The 20,324-nt window shown below is 66.8% G+C and carries 20 protein-coding genes; 7 read left to right on the top strand and 13 right to left on the bottom strand.

Annotated features, from left to right (window positions below; translation table 11 throughout):
* Positions 1 to 93: 93 nt before the first annotated feature.
* From N5C28_RS07870 to N5C28_RS07860, 3 genes are all read right to left on the bottom strand, one after another.
* Positions 94 to 1,056: a L,D-transpeptidase family protein gene (locus N5C28_RS07870; protein ID WP_279821445.1), complete on the bottom strand. Its 963-nt coding sequence runs from the start codon at positions 1,054 to 1,056 to the stop codon at positions 94 to 96.
* Between the two features lie 99 nt (positions 1,057 to 1,155).
* Positions 1,156 to 1,440, bottom strand: coding sequence for a hypothetical protein (locus N5C28_RS07865; protein WP_279821444.1), 285 nt, complete (start codon positions 1,438 to 1,440; stop codon positions 1,156 to 1,158).
* A 151-nt stretch (positions 1,441 to 1,591) separates the two neighbouring features.
* The gene (locus N5C28_RS07860) at positions 1,592 to 2,197 is read right to left on the bottom strand and encodes an arylesterase (RefSeq protein WP_279821442.1); all 606 of its coding nucleotides are present in this window, start codon (positions 2,195 to 2,197) and stop codon (positions 1,592 to 1,594) included.
* 10 nt (positions 2,198 to 2,207) lie between these two features.
* On the opposite strand from N5C28_RS07860, the gene N5C28_RS07855 reads away from it, so the two are divergent.
* Genes N5C28_RS07855 through greB form a run of 3 tightly spaced genes read left to right on the top strand, consistent with a single transcriptional unit; the run spans position 2,208 to position 5,927 of the window.
* Entirely contained in the window at positions 2,208 to 2,891 is a 684-nt protein-coding gene (locus N5C28_RS07855) for an ABC transporter ATP-binding protein (RefSeq protein WP_279821440.1), read from the top strand.
* On the top strand, positions 2,891 to 5,395 hold the full coding sequence (locus tag N5C28_RS07850) for an ABC transporter permease (protein WP_279821438.1): 2,505 nt from the start codon (positions 2,891 to 2,893) through the stop codon (positions 5,393 to 5,395). The genes N5C28_RS07855 and N5C28_RS07850 overlap by 1 nt, the downstream gene beginning before the upstream one ends.
* A 34-nt stretch (positions 5,396 to 5,429) precedes the next feature.
* Positions 5,430 to 5,927, top strand: a complete 498-nt coding sequence (gene greB / locus N5C28_RS07845; RefSeq protein ID WP_279821437.1) for a transcription elongation factor GreB — start codon at positions 5,430 to 5,432, stop codon at positions 5,925 to 5,927.
* A gap of 16 nt (positions 5,928 to 5,943) precedes the next feature.
* Here greB and N5C28_RS07840 read toward each other — a convergent pair whose 3' ends face one another.
* A complete protein-coding gene (locus N5C28_RS07840; RefSeq protein ID WP_279821436.1) occupies positions 5,944 to 6,147 on the bottom strand; it encodes a hypothetical protein in 204 nt (67 codons plus the stop codon).
* Positions 6,148 to 6,151: 4 nt separating this feature from the next.
* Positions 6,152 to 6,460: a class I SAM-dependent methyltransferase gene (locus tag N5C28_RS07835; protein ID WP_279821434.1), complete on the bottom strand. Its 309-nt coding sequence runs from the start codon at positions 6,458 to 6,460 to the stop codon at positions 6,152 to 6,154.
* Between the two features lie 525 nt (positions 6,461 to 6,985).
* Between N5C28_RS07835 and N5C28_RS07830 the strand changes: the two genes are divergently transcribed.
* Positions 6,986 to 7,930: a triacylglycerol lipase gene (locus tag N5C28_RS07830; RefSeq protein WP_279821433.1), complete on the top strand. Its 945-nt coding sequence runs from the start codon at positions 6,986 to 6,988 to the stop codon at positions 7,928 to 7,930.
* 64 nt (positions 7,931 to 7,994) lie between these two features.
* Complete coding sequence (locus N5C28_RS07825) at positions 7,995 to 9,035, top strand: lipase secretion chaperone (RefSeq protein WP_279821431.1); 1,041 nt, start codon at positions 7,995 to 7,997, stop codon at positions 9,033 to 9,035.
* A 43-nt stretch (positions 9,036 to 9,078) separates the two neighbouring features.
* On the opposite strand, the gene N5C28_RS07820 is transcribed toward N5C28_RS07825, so the two are convergent.
* A complete protein-coding gene (locus tag N5C28_RS07820) occupies positions 9,079 to 9,513 on the bottom strand; it encodes a DoxX family protein (RefSeq protein ID WP_279821430.1) in 435 nt (144 codons plus the stop codon).
* A gap of 109 nt (positions 9,514 to 9,622) precedes the next feature.
* Entirely contained in the window at positions 9,623 to 11,035 is a 1,413-nt protein-coding gene (locus N5C28_RS07815; RefSeq protein ID WP_279821429.1) for a transglycosylase SLT domain-containing protein, read from the bottom strand.
* Positions 11,036 to 11,273: 238 nt separating this feature from the next.
* Between N5C28_RS07815 and N5C28_RS07810 the strand changes: the two genes are divergently transcribed.
* Both N5C28_RS07810 and N5C28_RS07805 read left to right on the top strand, forming a co-directional pair.
* Complete coding sequence (locus tag N5C28_RS07810) at positions 11,274 to 12,095, top strand: TatD family hydrolase (RefSeq protein WP_279821427.1); 822 nt, start codon at positions 11,274 to 11,276, stop codon at positions 12,093 to 12,095.
* A 96-nt stretch (positions 12,096 to 12,191) separates the two neighbouring features.
* Positions 12,192 to 12,530, top strand: coding sequence for an Mpo1-like protein (locus N5C28_RS07805; RefSeq protein WP_279821426.1), 339 nt, complete (start codon positions 12,192 to 12,194; stop codon positions 12,528 to 12,530).
* A gap of 18 nt (positions 12,531 to 12,548) precedes the next feature.
* Here N5C28_RS07805 and N5C28_RS07800 read toward each other — a convergent pair whose 3' ends face one another.
* The 6 genes from N5C28_RS07800 to N5C28_RS07775 all read right to left on the bottom strand — a co-directional run bounded on the left by N5C28_RS07800 (position 12,549) and on the right by N5C28_RS07775 (position 20,183).
* On the bottom strand, positions 12,549 to 13,346 hold the full coding sequence (locus tag N5C28_RS07800; RefSeq protein WP_279821425.1) for a thioesterase family protein: 798 nt from the start codon (positions 13,344 to 13,346) through the stop codon (positions 12,549 to 12,551).
* A gap of 114 nt (positions 13,347 to 13,460) precedes the next feature.
* On the bottom strand, positions 13,461 to 14,225 hold the full coding sequence (locus N5C28_RS07795; protein ID WP_279821424.1) for a CHAD domain-containing protein: 765 nt from the start codon (positions 14,223 to 14,225) through the stop codon (positions 13,461 to 13,463).
* Between the two features lie 37 nt (positions 14,226 to 14,262).
* On the bottom strand, positions 14,263 to 16,260 hold the full coding sequence (locus N5C28_RS07790) for a DUF3488 and DUF4129 domain-containing transglutaminase family protein (protein WP_279821423.1): 1,998 nt from the start codon (positions 16,258 to 16,260) through the stop codon (positions 14,263 to 14,265).
* Positions 16,257 to 17,213, bottom strand: coding sequence for a DUF58 domain-containing protein (locus N5C28_RS07785; RefSeq protein ID WP_279821422.1), 957 nt, complete (start codon positions 17,211 to 17,213; stop codon positions 16,257 to 16,259). The genes N5C28_RS07790 and N5C28_RS07785 overlap by 4 nt, the downstream gene beginning before the upstream one ends.
* Entirely contained in the window at positions 17,210 to 18,127 is a 918-nt protein-coding gene (locus tag N5C28_RS07780) for a MoxR family ATPase (RefSeq protein ID WP_279821421.1), read from the bottom strand. The genes N5C28_RS07785 and N5C28_RS07780 overlap by 4 nt, the downstream gene beginning before the upstream one ends.
* Before the next feature lie 91 nt (positions 18,128 to 18,218).
* On the bottom strand, positions 18,219 to 20,183 hold the full coding sequence (locus N5C28_RS07775; protein ID WP_279821420.1) for a methyl-accepting chemotaxis protein: 1,965 nt from the start codon (positions 20,181 to 20,183) through the stop codon (positions 18,219 to 18,221).
* Between the last annotated feature and the right edge of the window lie 141 nt (positions 20,184 to 20,324).

The raw sequence follows: 20,324 nt of genomic DNA, 5'->3' as shown, positions 1-20,324 counted from the left end.
GGCTTTTTTATTGCCCGTCGAAAGTTGCGAACAATAAAAAACCCGCCTGACGCTAACGTCAGGCGGGTTTTAGTCAATAACTCTGCGTGATGATCAGAGTGCGTGCTCATCCACGTGTGCAATTGTCGCGGTTTCGTTTGCGATCTCGACCGGCAAGCCATCTTCCGACGCCACGATCTCGCGGACCATTTCCCAGTCCAGGCGCAGCTCGCCCAGTTCGTCGCGCTTGAGCAGCGTATTGATCACGGCGGTGTGCTTGTCGACCACCGAGGCATCGGTGCCTTCGTCATCCAGCGGCGCATGGGCCTCCAGATAGATCTTGCCGCCACTGCGACCGAACTTGTACGGCTCGTTGATGATGCGCACCGAGGTGCCCACTGGCGCCATGTCGGCCAGTTGCAGCACGTTGTGGTTGAGCATGCGGAAGCAGCCGTGGCTGACGCGCATGCCGATGCCGAACTTCTTGTTCGACCCGTGAATCAGGTAACCCGGCACCGACAGCGCCATCTTGTACGGCCCCAGCGGGTTGTCCGGACCTGGCGGCACGTAGCTCGGCAGCGGATCGCCATCGGCGGCATGCTCTTCACGGATGGATTTGGGTGGGTACCAGCCCGGGTTCGGGGTCTTCGCGGTGATGCGCGCGTTGGCCACCGGCGAGCTCCAGCCTTCGCGACCGATGCCCAGCGGGTAGGTGTGCACCACGTTCTGCCCTTTCGGGTAGTAGTACAGGCGGTACTCGGCCAGGTTGATCACGATCCCTTCGCGGGGACCCGGCGGCAGGATGAAACGTGTCGGCAGGATGATCTCGGCGCCCTCGCCCGGCAGCCAGGGATCGATGCCCGGGTTGGCCACGACCATTTCCAGGTAACCCAGGTCATTGGCCACGCCGATGTCGGCAAAGGTGTCTTCGTACTTGGCCTTGATGACCTGAACCTGACCCACGATATCCTCGCCGGGTGGCGGCAACGGCAACTCCATGGCCATGGCTGGGCTGGCAAGCGCCATCAGCGAGGCAAGAGACAGGCAACGGGCGACGGCGGGAGTGCGCGACAACATCCGGAAATCCTTGGTAAGAATGGCAGTGAATTCAGATCGCGATTGTACACCGGCGCCCCGTACTGCGGGAGGCCCGGACAATCCGCTGTTACGTTTGGGTCAGTCGAATTCGGCCCAGTGGGCGCGCTCGCCACGACGCTGGGCATCGAACACCGCCTTGCAACTCGGGCACAGGCGTCTGTCACGCAGCCAGGTGGCATCCAGCGCCTGCCAGCGCGGCTGCGCCGGCAACAGACCACCGCACAGGGTCCGGTCGGCGTGGCCCGCCAGCTCCAGTTGCCGTTCGACCAGGTGCACGCGCACTTCACGGCAGGCGAACAGGTCGAGCTGTTCGTCTGGTTCGATCAGTTGATAGGCATGCACAGACCAGGCGGGACGCGGCATCTAGGGCTCCATGGCAGGGCCGCCACATTAGCCGAAACACTGTGAGCAGGAAAGCCCGGCAAAGCAGCGAGACCACGCGCCTCGCCGACTCGGGAAATCAGTACTGACGGTTACGTGGCGAACCTTGCAGGACGGCCGCCGCGCCGAGGTGTCAGAGCATGGGTTCCAGTGCGGGCCAGACGTTGTCCAGCAGCACCGGCTGGGCCTCGATGGAAGGATGCAGACCATCGTCCTGCATCATGCCCGGCACGCCACCGATGCCTTCCAGCACGAAGGGCACCAGGGCCGAACCGGACTCTTCCGCGACCTTCGGGTACACCGCAGCGAAGGCTGTGGTGTAACGCTGCCCGTAGTTGGGCGGCAGGCGCATACCGAGGATGAGCACCTTGGCCCCGATCTCCTGGGACTGCCGGACCATGGACGCAAGATTCTGTTGCAATTGGGCAGGGGGCTGTCCACGCAGGCCATCGTTGCCTCCCAGCTCGAGCACGACCAGCTCCGGCCGATGCTCTGCAAGCAGCGCCGGGAGCCGCGCGGCGCCACCTGCACTGGTGTCGCCACTGATCGACGCATTGACCACGCGGTGCTCGAAACCCTGCTCCTGCAGGCGTTTTTCCAGCAGCGCGACCCATCCCTGGCGGGTATCCAGGCCAAAAGCGGCGCTGATACTATCGCCGACGACCAGCACGGTACCCGCGCAAGCAGCCGGCCCCCACAGCAACAGGGCAACGGCGGTACTGATCAACCATGCACGCATCGGATTCTCCATGGGCTCAAGCATTCTCACGGCGCGCAACCTTAGCAAAGTGGTTCCCAGCGCGGAAGGCGAGTTAACCATTCTTCACGACCTGTCCCTCGATCTGCTGCAAGGCGACAGCCTGGCGATCGTAGGCAGTTCGGGTTCCGGCAAATCCACCCTCCTGGGCCTGCTCGCCGGCCTGGACCTGCCCAGTGGCGGCAGCGTCGCCCTGGCCGGTCACGACCTGGAAACCCTCGACGAAGACCAGCGCGCCCGGGTGCGCGCCGAGCACGTCGGTTTCGTCTTCCAGTCGTTCCAGTTGCTCGACAGCCTCAATGCGCTGGAAAACGTGATGCTGCCGCTCGAACTCGAAGGCCGCAACGATGCCCGCGAGCGCGCCCGCAGCCTGCTCGAACGCGTCGGCCTGGGCCAGCGTCTCTCCCACTACCCGCGCCAGCTGTCCGGCGGTGAGCAGCAGCGCGTGGCAATCGCCCGGGCCTTCGCCGCCGAGCCCGACGTGCTGTTCGCCGACGAACCCACCGGCAACCTCGACAGCCACACCGGCGAGCGCATCAGTGACCTGCTGTTCGAGCTGAACAAGGAACGCGGCGCCACGCTGGTCCTGGTCACCCATGACGAACGCCTGGCGCACCGCTGTCATCGTCTGATCCGCCTCGAAGCGGGCCACCTCGTCGACCACGTGGAACCCTGATGACCCGACTCCCGTTTTCCCGGCTGTTCTCGCTGGCGAGCCGCCAGTTGCTGCGCGATGCCCGCTCCGGCGAATTGCGCGTGCTGTTCTTCGCCCTGCTGGTGGCCGTGGCCGCCAGCACCGCCATCGGCTACTTCAGTGCCCGCCTCAACGACGGCATGATGCTGCGCGCCAGCGAATTCCTCGGCGCCGATCTGCTGCTGAGCGGTTCGGCCCCCGCGCGCCAGGAGCAGATAGACAGCGGCAAACAGGCCGGCCTGGAACATGCCCGGGTCGTCGAGTTCTCCAGCGTGATCGCCGGCGACGAAAACATCCAGTTGGCCAGCATCAAGGCCGGCGATGATGCCTACCCGCTGCGCGGCCAGCTGAAGAGCGCCGCCGAACCCTATGGTGCAGAGGAAGTGGGCGATGGCCCGCGCCCCGGCGAAGCCTGGGCCGAAGCCCGCCTGTTCGCCGCACTCGACCTGAAACCCGGCGACAGCATCGAAGTCGGCGCCAAGACCCTGCGCCTCAGCCGGGTCCTGACCTACCTGCCGGACGAAGCCGGCGATTTCTACAGCCTCAATCCCCACGTCCTCATTCACCTGGACGACCTGGCAGCCACCGGGGTCGTGCAGCCGGGCAGCCGCGTGCGTTACCGCGAGCAATGGCGCGGCGACGCCGAAGCCCTGGCGACCTACCGCGACGCGGTCACGCCTGGCCTCGAACCGCACCAGCGCCTAGAAGATGCCCGCGATGGCAGCCGCCAGGTCGGCGGTGCCCTGGGCCGCGCCGAACGCTACCTGAACCTGGCCAGCCTGGCCGCCGTGCTGCTGGCCGGCGTGGCCGTGGCACTCTCGGCGGCACGCTTCGCCGCCCGCCGTTTCGATGCCAGCGCCCTGATGCGTTGCCTGGGCCTTTCGCGCAACCAGGCGCTCGGCCTGTTCAGCCTGCAACTGGCCATTCTCGGCCTGGCTGCCAGCCTCACCGGCGCCCTGCTCGGCTGGTTCGGCCAATACGCCCTCTTCTATTTGCTGCAAGGTTTGCTGCCGGCCGAAGTACCGCCTGGCGATGCCTGGCCGGCCATTGCCGGGATGGCGACCGGCCTGGTCGCCCTGGCCGGTTTTGGCCTGCCGCCCCTGGCGGCCCTGGGCCGTGTACCGCCGCTGCGGGTGCTGCGCCGCGACCTGCTACCCGTGCCCGCCAGCTCCTGGCTGGTGTATGGCGCCGCCCTGCTCGCCCTGGGCGTGATCATGTGGCGCCTGAGCCTGGACCTGCAGCTGACCTTCGCCCTGCTGGGCGGCGGCCTGCTGGCGGCCGCGCTGCTTGGCGGCCTGTTGCTGCTCGGCCTGCAAGGGCTGCGTCGCCTGCTGGCCGGTGCCACATTGCCCTGGCGCCTGGGCCTGGGTCAGCTGCTGCGCCACCCGCTGGCGGCCGCTGGCCAGTCCCTGGCCTTCGGCCTGATCATCCTGGCCATGGCGCTGATCGCCCTGCTGCGCGGTGAGCTGCTGGACACCTGGCAGGACCAGTTGCCGGAAGACGCGCCCAACCATTTCGCCCTCAACGTCCTGCCGACGGAGAAGGACGCTTTCGCGGCGCGCCTGGCCGAACTGTCGCCACACCCGGCTCCGCTCTACCCGGTGGTCCCGGGGCGCCTGATCATGATCAACGGTGAGCCGGTGCGTCAGCTGGTGACCAAGGAGAGCCGCGGCGAACGGGCGATCCAGCGCGACCTCAGCCTGACCTGGGCCGCCGACCTGCCGGCTGACAACCGCCTCACCGCCGGCAGTTGGTGGAGCGCCGCGCCGGCCAGCGACCTGCCCGGGGTGTCGGTGGAGTCCGAATTGGCGGAAAGTCTGCAGCTCACGCTGGGCGACCGCCTGACCTTCACCGTCGGCGGCCTGAACCGCGAGGTGCAGGTGACCAACCTGCGCGAGGTGGACTGGAACAGCTTCCAGCCCAACTTCTACATGATCTTCGAGCCAGGCACCCTGCAGGACCTGCCGGTGACCTACCTCACCAGCTTCCACCTGCCGGCGAACCAGGAGCGCGAGCTGGTCGAACTGTCCCGGGCATTCCCCGCCGTCACCCTGCTGCAGGTCGAAGCCCTGCTGGCCCAGCTGCGCAGCATCCTGGCCCAGGTGACGGTGGCCATCGAGTTCGTCCTGCTGTTCGTGCTCGCGGCCGGGCTGGCAGTGCTGTTCGCCGGGCTGCAGGCGACGCTGGATGAACGCATTCGCCAAGGCGCCCTGCTACGTGCCCTGGGTGCCGAACGCGCGCTGATGCAGAAGGCCCGACGCACCGAGTTCGGCCTGCTGGGCGCTGCCAGTGGCGTGCTGGCGGCCCTGGGGTGCGAGCTGATCAGCTTCCTGCTGTACCGCTATGCGTTCGACCTGCAATGGAGCCCGCACCCGTGGCTCCTGCTGTTGCCGCTGATCGGTGCCCTGTTGGTGGGCAGCGCAGGCGTGCTGGGCACGCGACGGGCGCTGAATGCCAGCCCGCTGACGGTGTTGCGCGAGGGCTGATAGACTCGCGCTTTACCAGCCTCGCAGCCAGTCCATGAGCCGTTATCGCCCCCCTCGTTCCGCCGGCACGCCCCTCATTACGCCTGAAGGCGAGGCGCGCCTGCGGGCCGAACTGCACGAGCTGTGGCACGTGCGCCGTCCCCAGGTCACCCAGTCGGTCAGCGAAGCTGCCGCCCAGGGCGATCGCTCGGAAAACGCCGAGTACACCTACGGCAAGAAGATGCTGCGCGAGATCGACAGCCGCGTGCGTTTCCTGACCAAGCGCCTGGAAAACCTCAAGGTGATCAGCGCCCGCCCCAGCGACCCCGACAAGGTCTACTTCGGCGCCTGGGTCACCCTGGAAGACGAGGACGGCGAGGAGTCGCGCTACCGCATCGTCGGCCCGGACGAGCTGGACCTCAAGTTGAACCTGATCAGCATCGACTCGCCCCTGGCCCGCGCCCTGGTCGGCAAGAGCCTGGACGCGGAAGTCCGGGTGCAGACGCCCACCGGCGAGAAGACCTGGTACGTGGTCGCCATCGATTACCCCTGAACCGAGCAGCAGCCGGTTACTTCAGCGACGCCTGCAGCACCTCGACCCATGCGTCCCACGACGCCGGCCAGTGGTTGCCCGGTTTGAGCCCGGCCGGATCATAGGCGCGCGGGCGCCCGCCAAACCAGTTCACCCACCCCTGACCCGGCACATGGGCCAGCGGCACGTCGAATTCCTTGATGTACAGGCAGGTGCCTTCGGGAAAACGCGGTAGTTCCATGGGCTCAGCGCCGTGTGATCAGGCCCTGGCGGGCGACCCGTACCAGATCGCTGACCGCCTCCGACAGGCGAGCCGCCGACGGGGCCTGGACCACGGCCAGGTCGAAGCTGTCGCTGGGAAAACGCCCGAGCGATTCATCGTTCTGCACGAACTGGATACGGAAGGTACGCGGCCCAGCCCAGCGCTTGGGCCAGCCTTCGAGGTAACGCAACAAGGTGGGCTGGTGGCTACCGCCCAGGAGAATGCGCGGGTTGCGCAGGACCAGGCCCGAGGTGATCGGGGCCAGGCGCATGCAGGGTTGGGGACGAGTCATGGGCTCGAATCTCCGCCTCGAAAATCCCGCTGGGCAGCGGTGAGAGGCGACACCGAACCAGCGCTTTAGCGGTATTTCGAAGCCTCCGTGGAAGTCTTCTCAGAGTCTTGCCTGAAGCAAGTTACTCGGCGCCCCGCAAGTAGCTGTTTAAATCGGCGCAATGCGGCTGCATCCTAGAGAAATACGCCTGACGCTGTCAAGGCGGCGCCTGACCAGCCGGTCGGCGATCCCCAACCTTCGATTGGTCCCCCTGCCCACCCGCCGATGCCGCGTGCCACGGGCCTTCCAGGGCGCTCTGTCATGAGTGGCACGCACCAGGCCGGCGTGTCCCCACGTAACACCCGGGTTTGGGCGCCAGGCACGGCCTGCCTGTCCGAAACGCCCGCCATAGAGCCTCTCCTGCCTGATTCAAGGCATCTGGCACGCTTCATGCGGGAGCGCCATCGCCGTCGTACACCCCGGGATGGGGTCAGTTGGCAGCATGGATGACCTTAACTGCCCGTCACACCACTAGCGAGAGCACCAATGAACAATAACAAGACTCTGCTCGCCCTCTGCCTCGGAGCCGGCCTGTTGGCATCAGGCCAGACCCAGGCAGCCTGGTTCGGATCCTCAGGCTATACGCAAACCAAATACCCGGTGGTCCTCACCCACGGCATGCTGGGCTTCGACAGCATCCTCGGGATCGACTACTGGTACGGCATCCCCGCCGCCCTGCGCCGCGACGGCGCCACGGTGTACATCACGGAGGTCAGCCAGCTGGACACCTCCGAAGCCCGGGGCGAGCAACTGCTCGACCAGGTCGAGGAAATCGTCGCCATCAGCGGCAAACCCAAGGTCAACCTGGTCGGCCACAGCCACGGCGGCCCGACCATCCGTTACGTCGCCGCGGTACGCCCGCAACTGGTGGCCTCGGTGACCAGCGTCGGCGCCCCCCACAAGGGCTCGGCCACCGCCGACTTCATCCGCAACGTGCCGCCCGGCTCGGCCGGCGAAACCCTGCTGGCGGGCATCGTCAACGGCCTGGGCGGGTTGATCAACTTCCTCTCCGGCAGCTCCAGCACCACGCCGCAGAATTCGCTGGGCGCACTGGCCTCGCTGAACAGCCAGGGCGCGGCGAAATTCAACGCCAAGTATCCGCAGGGCATCCCGACCTCGGCCTGCGGCGAGGGCGCCTACAGCGTCGGCGGCGTGCGCTATTACTCCTGGAGCGGTACCAGCCCGCTGACCAACCTGCTCGACCCGAGCGACGCACTGATGGGGGCCAGCTCGCTGACCTTCAACGGCGAGGCCAACGATGGCCTGGTGGGGCGCTGCAGTTCGCGCCTGGGCAAGGTCATTCGCGACAACTACCGGATGAACCACCTCGACGAGGTCAACCAGACCCTCGGCCTGACCAGCCTGTTCGAGACCGACCCGGTAACGGTGTACCGTCAACATGCCAATCGGTTGAAGAACGACGGCTTGTAACCCCCTTTCAGCGGGGCCCCTGCGGCCCCGCTGTGCCCTTTTTGCCTGGCTGATGAGCGCGCCCGTGAAAAAGCTTCTGCTTCTGTTACCTGTTCTGTTCCTCGCGTCCCTCGGCGGTCTGCTGTACCTGCAACCGCTCGACGAACCGGCAGCGCCCGCCGCCCAACACACCCGCACGACGGCCCCTGTCACCGATGCCCCGCTGGTCGATTTGCAGCCGCTGCGCGAAGACAGCAAAACCAAGACGGCAGCGCCAACCGACCTGCCCGCCTCTTTCGCCGGCACCCGGATCGACGGCACCTTCCGCGTCGACGACAGCGGCAACCTGGTGATCAGCGAGGACATCCGGCGGATCTTCGATTACTTCCTCGCGGCCATCGGCGAGGAGCCGCTGCGCACCAGCGTCGCCCGACTGCAGACCTACATCACCAGCCAGCTGCCCCTCCCGGCCCGGGACCAGGCGCTGGCCCTGCTCGACAGCTACCTGGACTACAAGCGCGAGCTGATCCAGTTCGAACGCGACCTGCCGCAGATGGGCAACCTCGACGCCCTGCGCCAGCGCGAAGCCGGGGTGCAAGCCTTGCGCGCCCGTCTGTTCAGCAGCGAGGTACACCAGGCTTTCTTCGCCCGCGAAGAGGCCTACAACCAGTTCACCCTGCAGCGCCTGGCGATCCAGCATGACCGCGAGCTGGACGACGCGGCCAAGGCCGCCGCAGTCGATCAGTTACGCGACAGCCTGCCCCCGGAGATGCAGGACGCCATCCTGCCGCAACTGCAGAACGACCTGCGTCAGCAGACCGCCCGCCTGCGCGCCGAAGGTGCCAGCGCGGCGCAGATCCGCCAGTTGCGCCAGCAACTGGTTGGTGCCGAAGCGACCCAGCGCCTGGAAACCCTGGACCAGCAGCGCCAGAGCTGGAACCGCCGCATCGCCACCTACCTGGCGAGCAAATCGGAAATCGAAGGCAACCCGGGACTGAGCGCCACCGACAAGAGCAGCGCCATCAAACGCTTGGCCGAAGAAGGCTTCGATGAGCAGGAACGCCTGCGCCTGGATGCCGCCGAACAGCTGGCCAGCGCGCGCCGGGACAATCCCGAAGCCCAATGAAAAAGACCCGCACGGGGCGGGTCTTTTTCAGGGTGCGGATCGGTCAGTTGCCGATCTGCTTGTCCAGCGACAGCTTGCCAGCGCCTTCGATCAGGATCGCCACGCTCGCCGCCAGCAGCGCCAGGGCGAACTCGTAGCCGCCGTTGGACATGAAGAAGCCGTTGGCGAAGTGCGCGGTGAAAATCGCCACCACCATGGTGAGCGCCAGGACCGCAGCCGCCGGACGAACCAGCAGGCCGATGATCAGGGCGATACCGCCGAAGAACTCGGCACTGCCCGCGCCCAGGGCCATCAGGTAACCCGGCGTCAGGCCGAGGCTTTCCATGAACTGGCCAACGCCTTCCAGGCCGTAGCCGCCAAACCAGCCGAACAGCTTCTGCGCGCCGTGGGCAGCGAAGGTGATGCCGACGATGATGCGCAGGATGGTCAGGCCGTAACCCGCTTGAGTCGATGTAACCGATTTGATCAGTGTGCTCATGAACAGCAGTCCTTGTTGTGGTTGTGTTGGGAAGTGATGGCGTGCAGATTAAATCAATTCATGAATATTCAAAGCGGAAAAAACCGGTATAAAGTATCGTCATATTCGATTACTTGCGCACGGTTGCCGAGGCCTGCTGGGGCTCCAGCAAATATCGCTCCCGGTCATAAGCAAGGTAGTACTTGTTCACGCTGTTGACATAGCTGACGACGCCCATGCCCACCTGCTCCATGGCGATTCGCTCGACCTGGAAGAACCACTGGTTGGGGTTCAGCCCCCGGCGGCGCGCCTCGGCGCGCATGCTCTGCACCCGCTGCGGCCCCATGTTGTAGCCCGCCAGGACGAAGGCCATGCGCTCGCGTTCATTGAGTTGGGGGCTATTGAAATAGGAGCGGCGGATCATGGCCAGGTACTTGGCGCTGGCCTGCACGTTGTTGTCCAGTTTGCCGATGTTGCTGACCCCGACGCTGCGCGCGGCGGCCGGGGTGATCTGCATCAGCCCGGTGGCGCCGCCGGCACCCCGGGCGTTGGGGTTGAGCGTCGATTCCTTGAACGCCAGCGCCGCCAGCGCCAGCCAGTCGAACTCGTGCTGCAAGGCATAACGCTGCAACGTGGGACGCACCTTCTCCAGGCGCTGGCGTTCGGTACGGCCGAGGGGGTAATGCACCTTGTACAGGCGGCGATAGACACGCTGGAACGCCGCATCCTGGTCGTCCGGGTGGCGGTAGCCGGCCATGAACCGGTCCATGCTGGCGCCCAGCAGCGGTGTGTCGCGGCGGATGTACCAGCGCAGGTCGCCGTCGTCGGCCAGCACCAGGTGGCGATCCAGGCGCAGCTTGGGCATCACCTTGGCCCAGCGCTCGGCGATCGGCTGCTCGACCGCGGTCATGCTGAAGATGCCGGCCTGGACCATCTCCAGCACGTCCTCGACCGCCAGGCTGGGGTCGACCCATTCGATGATGATCGGCGGCAGCTTGGCGAGTATGAGTTTCTGATTGATCAGGCGCAGCGCCTCGCCGGCCGCGCTGCCGGCCGGCAACGCCATGCTGCGCCCGGCCATCTGCTCGATCTGCTGGTAGCGTCGCTCGCCCTGCCGCCCGACGACGATCAGCGGCACATTGCTGCGAATCGCCGCGCTGGCGCTGACGTGGCTGCCAGGGCGCACCACCAGCAGCTCGCCGGGTGCCACCAGGTCACCTTCGCCGCGCTGCAGGGCGCCCAGCAACTGGTCCTTGGCCTTGGGAATGATCTTCAGCTTGAGTTTGCGCCCATCCCGGGAGTTACGGTTCAGGTACTGCTCGAAGGCGCGCAGGCGCGGGTATTCGACCCCGATGCTCTGTCCCTTCACCTCGCCGGAACTGTTGCGGCTCTGGTTCACCAGCACCCGCAACTCGCCGCTCTGGCGAATGCTGGTCAGGTCCCGGGCCTGGGTCGGCTGTGTCACTTCCGGCGGCCCAGCCACACGCGCGACCACCGAGAGCGGCAGCACGAGCAGGCACAGAAGAAACAGCAATCGCGGCATCAGGGCTCCAGGAGACGGTCTGTTCGCACACGGAAAACGGACCGACTGAGAGTATGGCTGCGTTCGGCAGGTTCCCGAAGCGCAAAAAGGGCGCGGAGCGTCGCACAGCCGCCGACCAGGCGCCAGCAAAAGCTCTTACCCAACATCAATAGATTCCAATAAGTACTTGTATTTATTGGATTTATTAAAAAATAAAAAAGCTCTGATATGCTGCACGCTCATTCGAACAGGTAGCACCATGCAGCTCATCGACATCGGCGTCAATCTGACCCACCCCAGCCTCGCCACACAATGTGAAGCCGTGCTCCAACGGGCCTATGCCGCCGGCGTGTGCCAACTGGTGCTGACCGGCACCAGTGTGACCGAGAGCGAGCAGGCGCTGGCGCTCTGCCGACAACTGGACGACACCGGGCAACGCCTGTTCAGCACCGCCGGTGTTCACCCGCACGACGCCAGCAGCTGGAGCGCCGACAGCGCGCGCCAGCTCAAGGCCCTGTTGGGCGAAGCGCAGGTCCGGGCAGTGGGCGAATGCGGCCTGGACTTCAACCGCGACTTCTCCCCTCGCCCGCAGCAGGAAAAGGTCCTGGAAGAACACCTGGCCCTGGCGGTCGAGCTGCAGTTGCCGGTGTTCCTGCACGAGCGCGACGCTGACCAGCGGCTGGTGGAGATCCTGCGCGACTACCGCGATCGGTTGCCGGCGGCGGTGGTGCACTGCTTCACCGGCGAAAAACGCGCGCTGTTCAACTACCTCGACCTGGATCTGCACATCGGCATCACCGGCTGGATCTGCGACGAGCGCCGCGGCACCCACCTGCACCCGCTGGTCCGTGAAATTCCGGTCGGGCGCCTGATGCTGGAGAGCGATGCGCCCTTCCTGCTGCCGCGCAGCCTGCGCCCGAAGCCAAAGAGCGGGCGCAACGAGCCGGCGTTTCTCGGCGAGGTGCTGCGCGAGGTCGCCCTGCACCGCGGTGAAACACAAGCCGCCCTGGCGAGTCACACCACAGAGTGCGCCCGGCGTTTCTTCAACCTGCCGGCTGTCGCGCCGCACGCCGAGGCCTGAGGCAGCGCCGTTCCTATCTCGTCGATAGCCATCGCCAATTCGCCGGTCGGCCGTGCGGGCTTCTACACTGCCCGTTAACGCCTCAAGGATTGCAGTATGGGTAACGATCGACCTTCACCACACGAGCGAGACACCTATCGCCAGCGGCACCAGCACCCCACCAACCTGCTGTTGCACCTGCTGGCAGTGCCGCTGTTCATCCTCTCCTGCCTGGTTCTGCTGACCGGCCTGGTCCAATGGAGCTTCGTCGCTTTGGTCACCGGGGTGATCGGCCTGGTTGCCAGCGTGGTCCTGCAGCGCCGGGGTCATGCCCACGAGGACGACGCGGGCAACCCGCCCGACCTCAAGACGCTGCTGGTCGAGCAGTTCGTGACCTTCCCACGCTTCGTGCTCAGCGGCGAATGGTGGCGGGCCTGGCGCAACCGCCGAAAATGACCCGCCCCGCTGGCGACCCTAGCCGAAGACCGCCACGGTCTGCCGGCTGATCGCCAGCAACTCCCCCGTTGGTGTCCAGAGGCCGGCCGCGATGTTGCCGTAGCCGTCACGGGCGTGCTCGATGTGTGCCCGGTACAGGCACCAGTCGAGCGTGGTCAGGGGCTGGAGCGGCTGGATGAACTCAATGGTCCAGGTCAGCGAGCTGCCCGGCGCCGGCGAGCGCAGGTGCGGCAGCACGGCCGGTGGCCAGGCATCCACCAGCGCCAGCAGGTGGGCCTCGGTGACGGTCTGTGCCTCTTGCTCATCGCGCAGGCGCACCCAGCCGCCCATGTCCCGCGAGGGGTTGTTGGTGAACGGCATGCCGCCCAGCCCCCAGCGCATGGCCAGGAAGCGGGTGAATTCTGGGGTCACGTTACGGATGTAGGGCAGTTCCTGGCAGGCGTCGACCGCCGGCATGGACGGCGCCGGTTCGGCGGCCACATCGATGGCCGATTCCCGGGAGGCCCCGAAGCTGCCCTGAATGATGGTCACCACCTGGCCCTTCTGCACCGCCTTGCCCAGCACCTGGCTGACCGCCTTGCCTTCGCGCAGCACCTCGGCCTCGAAACTCACCGGCACATCGGGCTCCACCGGGCCGACGAAGGTCACTGCCAGCGAACGCACCGGACGGCCGTCCGGTACCCGGGCCCGCATGGCCTCGTACACCAGTGCGCCGACCAGGCCGCCGAAACTGGCGCGGCCCTGGGCCCACACGGAAGGAATCACCACCGACTGGGGGTCGTTGCGGACCGCCAGCAGCAATTCGGAAAAGGTCATAGCCACCTCATGACTGGAATGCGAGGCTGATCTTAGGGGATCGGGCACGCGAATCGGTAGCCAACTTGAGGGTGGTTCGGTCAAAAAACGCGGGATAACGGCGGACTAGAGCCGTTAGCCCTGCAAATGCCCGCGCAGGGTTTGCAGCACCTCATCGGCCCGAGCCTGTGCCCGCAGCGATGCGGCACGCCAGGTGTCGACGCAGGGCGCCAGGTCCGCTTCCACCTCGGCACGGCCCAGCCACTGGATGGTGTCGTGCCATTCGCCCAGGGCGGACTGGGCTTTCTTCAGCGCGGTTCTGGCCGGTTTCGACAGTGTCGACTCGGCGCTGTAGGCATCAGCCCCATAACGCACCCGTTTGATCAGCAGGCGCAGCCGGTGGCGGTCGTGGGCGGGATCATCCAGCGCCTCGAGCAGGCGCCGCTGTTGCTTGCGCAGGCGCCGACGCACCCGTGACCGCAGCTTCTTCAGCTCGCCCTCGGCATCGGCGCGGAACCAGCGCGCCGGCCAGTCGTCCAGGGCCACGAACAACGCCCGCAGCGAGCTGCTGGCCAGCAGGCGCTCATACCCGGCCTGCACGCGCTGCTGCCGATCGGCGAGTCCCGTGGTGACGCCCTGCTTGCGGAGGTAGGCCAGCAGCACTTCCTGGTCGCGCAGCGGGCTGCTCAGGCGCCCGACTTCGGCCGCGCTGTTCTCCAGCGCTTCGCAGGCGGGCACGCCGCGCATCGGCCGCAGCAGGCTGCGCAAGCGACGGATGGCGATGCGCAGGTCATGCAGGGCTTCGTCATCGGTACCGGCGCGCATCCGTTCGCGGCAGGCCAGCAGGCTGACTTGCAACCGCACCACCTGCTCCAGCAGTTCATCGACCATACGGGTCATCGGCTTGCCTCGTGCTTAGGGGGAACGCCCATGGTACTCAATCCCGGTTCACCCGGGTCAATCGCCAGGGCAGGCTGCGCCGCAGTGCCGCCAGCAGCACACGCAGCTGCGCCGGCGACGCTGCCCGGCCGCCATAGCGCTGCGCCTCGAAGGCGGCGACGAAGGCGCGGATGGCCGCGCCCTGCTCCGGCAGTGCCCGGGCTGCCCGTACCCCGTAATCGCGCGGCCCCTCGCCCGGCAGGCGTGGCACACCGTGCCGGCCCAACAGGGTTTCGAAACGCTGGAAGGCCCGCTGCTGCACATCGCGCTCGCGGCGCCAGGGCTTGAACATCCACAGCGCCACCAGCCCGAGCAGCAGCGCACCGCCGCCCACCAGGCCGATGGCCATAGTGCGACCGTCCACCCGGCCCAACCACCGCTGCAAAAACTCCAGCTGCTGCGCGCTCTGGTAACCGAGCACCCAGCGCTGCCAGCCGTAGTTGAGAGTGTCCCAGGCCATGCGCAGGTCGTTCAGCCAGGCCAGCTGGCGGTAGCGCAGGGGCGAGAATGGCGAATCCTCGAGGAAGCTGCCCTCCTCGGCCAGCGCCTCTTCCAGGCCCAGCTCGATGCGTTCCGGCGCGACCTGGAAGGTCGGGTCCACGCTGGTCCAGCCCTTCTCGGGCTGCCAGTACTCGACCCAGGCATGGGCGTCGAACTGGCGCACCTGCACGTAGTTGCCGTTGGGGTTGAATTCCCCGCCCTGGTAACCGGCCACCACCCGCGCCGGGATGCCCGCGGCCCGCAGCACGTAGGTCATGGCCCCGGCGTAGTGGGCGCAGAAACCGCTGCGCGTCTCGAACAGGAAGTCGTCGATGCTGTTGGCCCCCAGGCGCGGCGGCCGCAGCGTGTAGTGGAACGGCTGCTGGTTGAAATGCCGCAGCAGTGCCGCGACCAGTTGTTCGGTCTGCGGGTGCCGGGCCTTGAGTTCCGCCGCCCAGGCGCGGCTGCGCGGCTCGCCTCCCGCTGGCAACTGCAAGGCCCGGCGCAGGCCGTTCTCGGTCCCTTGCGGTTCCCGCACCGCCTGGGGCCAGGAAGTGACGCTGTACAACAGCGAGCGCTCCACCGGGCGCTCGCGCTGCAGGCGGAAGTCACTCATCTGTCGGGTGTTTTCCAGGTTGGTCTGGCCCACGTCCAGAGCAAACAGCCAGCGCTGGGTGCTGGGCTGCATGACGATGCTGTAGTTCAGCGGCTCGCCGCGCGGCTCCCAGGCCGGCGCCTGCTCCGCCTGGCCGAATACCGACTGCGACCAGCGCCGGCCGTCGAAGCGTTCCAGGGTCAGGGCCCGCCAGTACAGTTGACTGCGCGGTGGTGCCTCGTCGTCGAAGCTGGCGCGAAAGGCCAGGGCCGACGAGCGGGTCAGCTCGGCGATGTCGCCGGGCGCCATGCTATCGGCCAGCCCAGTGACGCCGCGGTCATTGGCCACGGGCAGCGACCACAGCGGCCCCAGCCGCGGGAAGAAGATGAACAGCAGCAGCATCAGCGGCAGCGCTTGCAACAGCATGCCGCCGGCCAACCGCACAGTGGGCCACGGCCGCTCGGCGATGGTGCTCTGCTGCAGACCAATCAGCGCCGCCAGCAGCGCCGTGACCGGCAGCAGGCTGAACAGCGCCACCAGGATGCTGTCGTCGAACAGGTAGGCCGTCACCACCACGAAGAAGCCGAGGAAGATCAGCACCAGGGCATCGCGCTTGGTGCGCATTTCCAGCAGTTTGAGCACGAACGCCGCGACCAGCAGCACCACGCCCGCGTCCAGCCCTACCAGGCTGCCCCGGCTGAGGAACACCGCCCCGCCGGCACCCACCATCAGCCCCAGCTTGATCAGGCCGCTGGGGTAACGCGCCCGCATGCGAAAAATCTGGATGCGCCAGGCCGCACAACCCAGCCACAGGCCGATCACCCAGAGCGGCAGGTTGGCCAGGTGCGGGATGATCACCAGGGCCTGGGCCACCAGCAGCCAGGTCAGGCTGATACGGGGAATCGCCGGTGCCTGGCTCATGGTTTCACCCCATACAGCGCCAGAGCCCGCAGGCACGCCTCGCGGTGCGCATCGCCGCTGTCGGCCGCCAGGTGCTGGCCGGGCAGGCTCAGGGCGAAGGGCTGTTGCCGTTCGGACAGCTGCAGCACCCAATGGCACAGCAGCGACAGGCGCATTTCCACATCGCCGGACAGTGCGTCGAAATCCAGGTGCAGGTCACGGCCGCTGACCGAGGCGAAATCCTTGACCAGCAGCCCCTGGCCGCGGGAATAGGCCTTCCAGTGCAGGCGGCGCTTGGAGTCGCCCGGCTGGTAGCCCTTGAGTCCCTGGAAGTCGTCGGCGCCCTGCCCGTGGGCGCGCGTGCCTTCGTCCTCCGGGTCTTCATCGGCGCCGGCGGTCAGGGGCATTTCCCCTTCCAGCGGCCGTGGGTAGACCAGCATCGACTGGTCCAGGTCGACCCAGCTCCAGGCCACCAGGATGCCCAGGGGAAAGCGGCTCTCCACCCGCAAGCGGCCCGGGCACAGCCAACCCCGGCGCACCGCCGGCACGCTCAACTCGCATTCGCTGACACCCTGGGCCGGCACATCCAGCGCCTGCAGCGCGGCGGGCGGCCAGCCGAGGGCGATGGCCTGGTGGGCACGGCCGCTGCTTTCCAGGCGGACATGGAACTGGCCCTGCTCGCGCACGAACACCGAGCGGGCGCCGCCGGCCTTGAGCACCAGGCCGCTGAGGTTGCGGTAGGTGTGCAGGATGGCGACGATGAACACCGAGCCCAGCAGAAAGGTCAGGCCATAAGCCAGGCTGTTCTGGTAATTGATGGCCGCCAGCAGCATCAGCAGCAAGGCGATGCCGAAGGCCACGCCGACCCGGGTTGGCAGGATGAAGATCCGCCGCTGGGTCAGGCGCACACTGGCCGCCGGAGGGATGCGCTGCGCCAGCCAGCGGCTCCAGCGCTGCCTGAACAGGCTCCTCAAAGCACCGGTACCTCGCGCAGCAGCCACTGCACCAATGCCCCGCCACCGTGTCCGGTGGGATCGGCCTGTTCGCGCAGGCGGTGGCCGGCCACCGACGGCAATACGGCCTGCACGTCCTCGGGGATCACGTAGTCGCGGCCGGCCAGCAGCGCCCAGGCGCGGGCGGCGCCGAGCAACGCCAGGCTGCCCCGGGGCGACAGCCCCCAGGCGAACTGTGGCTGGGTGCGGGTGGCTTCGACCAGACGCAGCACGTAGTCCACCAGCGCATCGCTGGCACGGATCTTCGGCACTTCGGCCTGCAGCAGCGCCAGTTCGCGGTGGTCGAGGATCGGTTCCAGACGCGGCAGCAGCGAACGGCGGGAATCGCCGAGCAGCAGCGCCTTTTCCGCCGCCATGGCCGGGTAACCGAGGGAAAGACGCATCAGGAAACGGTCGAGTTGCGATTCCGGCAAGGCAAAGGTGCCGCCCTGGCTCACCGGGTTCTGCGTGGCGATCACGAAGAACGGCTCCGGCAGCGGACGGGTGGCGCCCTCGATGGTCACCTGCCCTTCTTCCATGGCCTCGAGCAGCGCACTCTGGCTTTTCGGCGTGGCGCGGTTGATCTCGTCGGCCAGCACCAGCTCGGCGAACACCGGCCCCGGGTGGAAGACGAACTGCCCGGTGTCCTTGTCGAACACCGAGGTGCCGAGGATGTCGCCAGGCAACAGGTCGGAGGTGAACTGGATACGCTGGAAACTCAGCCCCAGTACCTTGGCCAGGGCATGGCTGAGGGTGGTCTTGCCCATGCCGGGCAAGTCTTCGATCAACAGGTGACCACGGGCCAGCAGGCAGGTCAGGGCCAGACGGACCTGCGCCTCCTTGCCCAATACCACCTGGTTGACGGCGTCCAGGCAGGCGTCCAGTTTCGTGCGCATCGCTCACTCCTCATGCAAGTGGGTCGATGCTACTGACCTGCGCGGGGCGGGCAAAGGCCAAAGTTACCTTTGCTCACGAAACTGTGACTTCTTACAAGCGAAAGTGCCCGGCCAGCCCCTGCAACTCCCGTCCCAGAGACGCCAGCTGGATGCTCGAGCTGGCCGATTCGTCCATGGCCAGGGCGGATTGGTCGGCGATATCACGGATCGAGGTGACGCTGCGGCTGATTTCCTCGGCCACCGCACTCTGCTGCTCGGCCGCGGCGGCGATCTGCTGGTTCATCTCGAAGATCACCGTCACGGCCGCGGCGATTTCGGCCAGCGCGCCTTCGGTCTGGTTGGCGTCCTGCACGGCCTGGTCCACCAGGGCGCCACTCTGGCGGATGTCTTCGACCGAGCGCCGCGCACCGTCACGCAGGGTGGCGATCAGGCCTTCGATTTCCGCGGTGGATTGCTGGGTGCGCCGGGCCAGGGCCCGCACTTCGTCGGCGACCACCGCGAAACCACGCCCCTGCTCGCCCGCCCGGGCCGCTTCGATGGCCGCGTTCAGCGCCAGCAGGTTGGTCTGCTCGGCCACGCTCTTGATCACGTCGAGCACCGAATCGATGCGCTGGGTGTCCTGGCTGAGCCGCTCGATGCTCTGGGTGGTGATGTCCATCGCCGCGGCCAGCAGGTTGATGCGCCCCAGGGTCTGCTGCACCACCTCCACCCCGCTGTTCACCCGGCGATCCGCCTGTTCGGTGGAAGACGCCGCCGCTTCGGCGTTGCGTGCCACCTCGTGCACGGTGGCGGTCATCTGGTTCATGGCGGTGGCGACCTGGTCGGTCTCCACCTTCTGCCCGTTGACTCCGAGCCGGGTCTGTTCGGTGATGGTGGACAGCGACTGGGCCGAGGCGGAAATCTGCATCACCCCGCTCTGCAACCGCCCGACCATGTCGCGCAGGTTGCTGGACATGCCCTGCATGGCTGTCAGCAACTGGCCGACTTCATCGCTGCGCTGCACCTCGATGCGCGCGCTGAGATCGCCCTCGGCAATGCGCCGGGCCTGCTCGATCACCTGCTTGAGCGGGCGCACGATCAGCAGGGTAATGGCCAGGGTCGCCAGCAGACCGATCAGCAGCGCCAGCCCGGTGGCCAGTACGATCAGCCAGGTGCTGGCCTGCAACTGCCCTTGCAGGCTGGCTTTCTGCCGGTCGTAGGCCTGGTTGACCAGCGTGAGAATGCGCTCGGCCTGTTGCACCAGGTTCTGGTACTCGGTTTTCTGCTGCTGCAGGAGGCCGGTGTATTCGGTGAGGCGGTCGTTGAACGAATTGACGTTGCCGATCACTTCCGCCAGGACCGCGGCATAGCCCGGATCGTCCATGGCGTCGCGCAATTCGCCGGCCAGGGTCTGGGCGTCGAGGGCCTCCTGAATGGTGGTCTGCACCGCTTCGCCACTGCTGCGGCTCTGTTCCAGACGCACCCGGGCCTGGTCCAGGGCGCGCAGCAGCAACTGGTGCACCTGGCTGATCTGGCTGGATTGCAGTACGGAGTCGGCGCCTTCCAGCCCCTGGGTGTTCTTCAGCAGGTCGACGCCGTCCTCGGCCAGGCCGTCCTTGAGCAGGTCGAGGCTGTTGGACGCGCTGACCACCAGCCAGGTGGCGGCTTCCAGGGACAAGCGCATGTTGTCGCTCTGTTCGGCGTAGCGGTCGAAAGCCGCGCGGTAGGCCGCCAGGGCGGTGGCCACATCATCCAGCACCTGGCGCTCGTCCGCCGGCAACGCCGCCTGCAGCGCCGTACTGGCGTCGAGAATGGCCTGGGCCTGGGCATGCAGGTCGGTGGCGTGCTGCTTGTCGCCAGTGAGGGCGAAATCCTGCTCGCTGCGGCGGATCTGCGACACCTGGCTGTTGATCGCACTCATGCGTTCGAGCAAGGCCGAACGGGCGCCCACGTCACGCAGCGCGAGAAATCCGGTGGCTGCCACCAGCGCCGTCAGCGCCAGCACCACGCCAAACCCCAGGGCCAGTTTCGTTGCGGTGCTCAAACTGGCGACACGTCGGTGCAGGACAGTCCACATAGCTCCCCCCTCGCATGGATGACAGCCAGGCAGCGGCGCTGCCCGCAGTCCATCCGGAAACATAGGAGCACAAGGCTGCTGGCGACAAGCCATCAACCCGGGGGTTTGGTGCTAATAGCTATGTCGGCGTCGCTTTTGTCG

It is taken from the genome of Pseudomonas sp. GD03944, assembly GCF_029839275.1.
Classification (GTDB): Bacteria; Pseudomonadota; Gammaproteobacteria; order Pseudomonadales; family Pseudomonadaceae; genus Aquipseudomonas.
The sequence above is the reverse complement of the archived record's forward strand: the minus strand, read 5'-3'. Positions and strand labels throughout refer to the sequence as shown.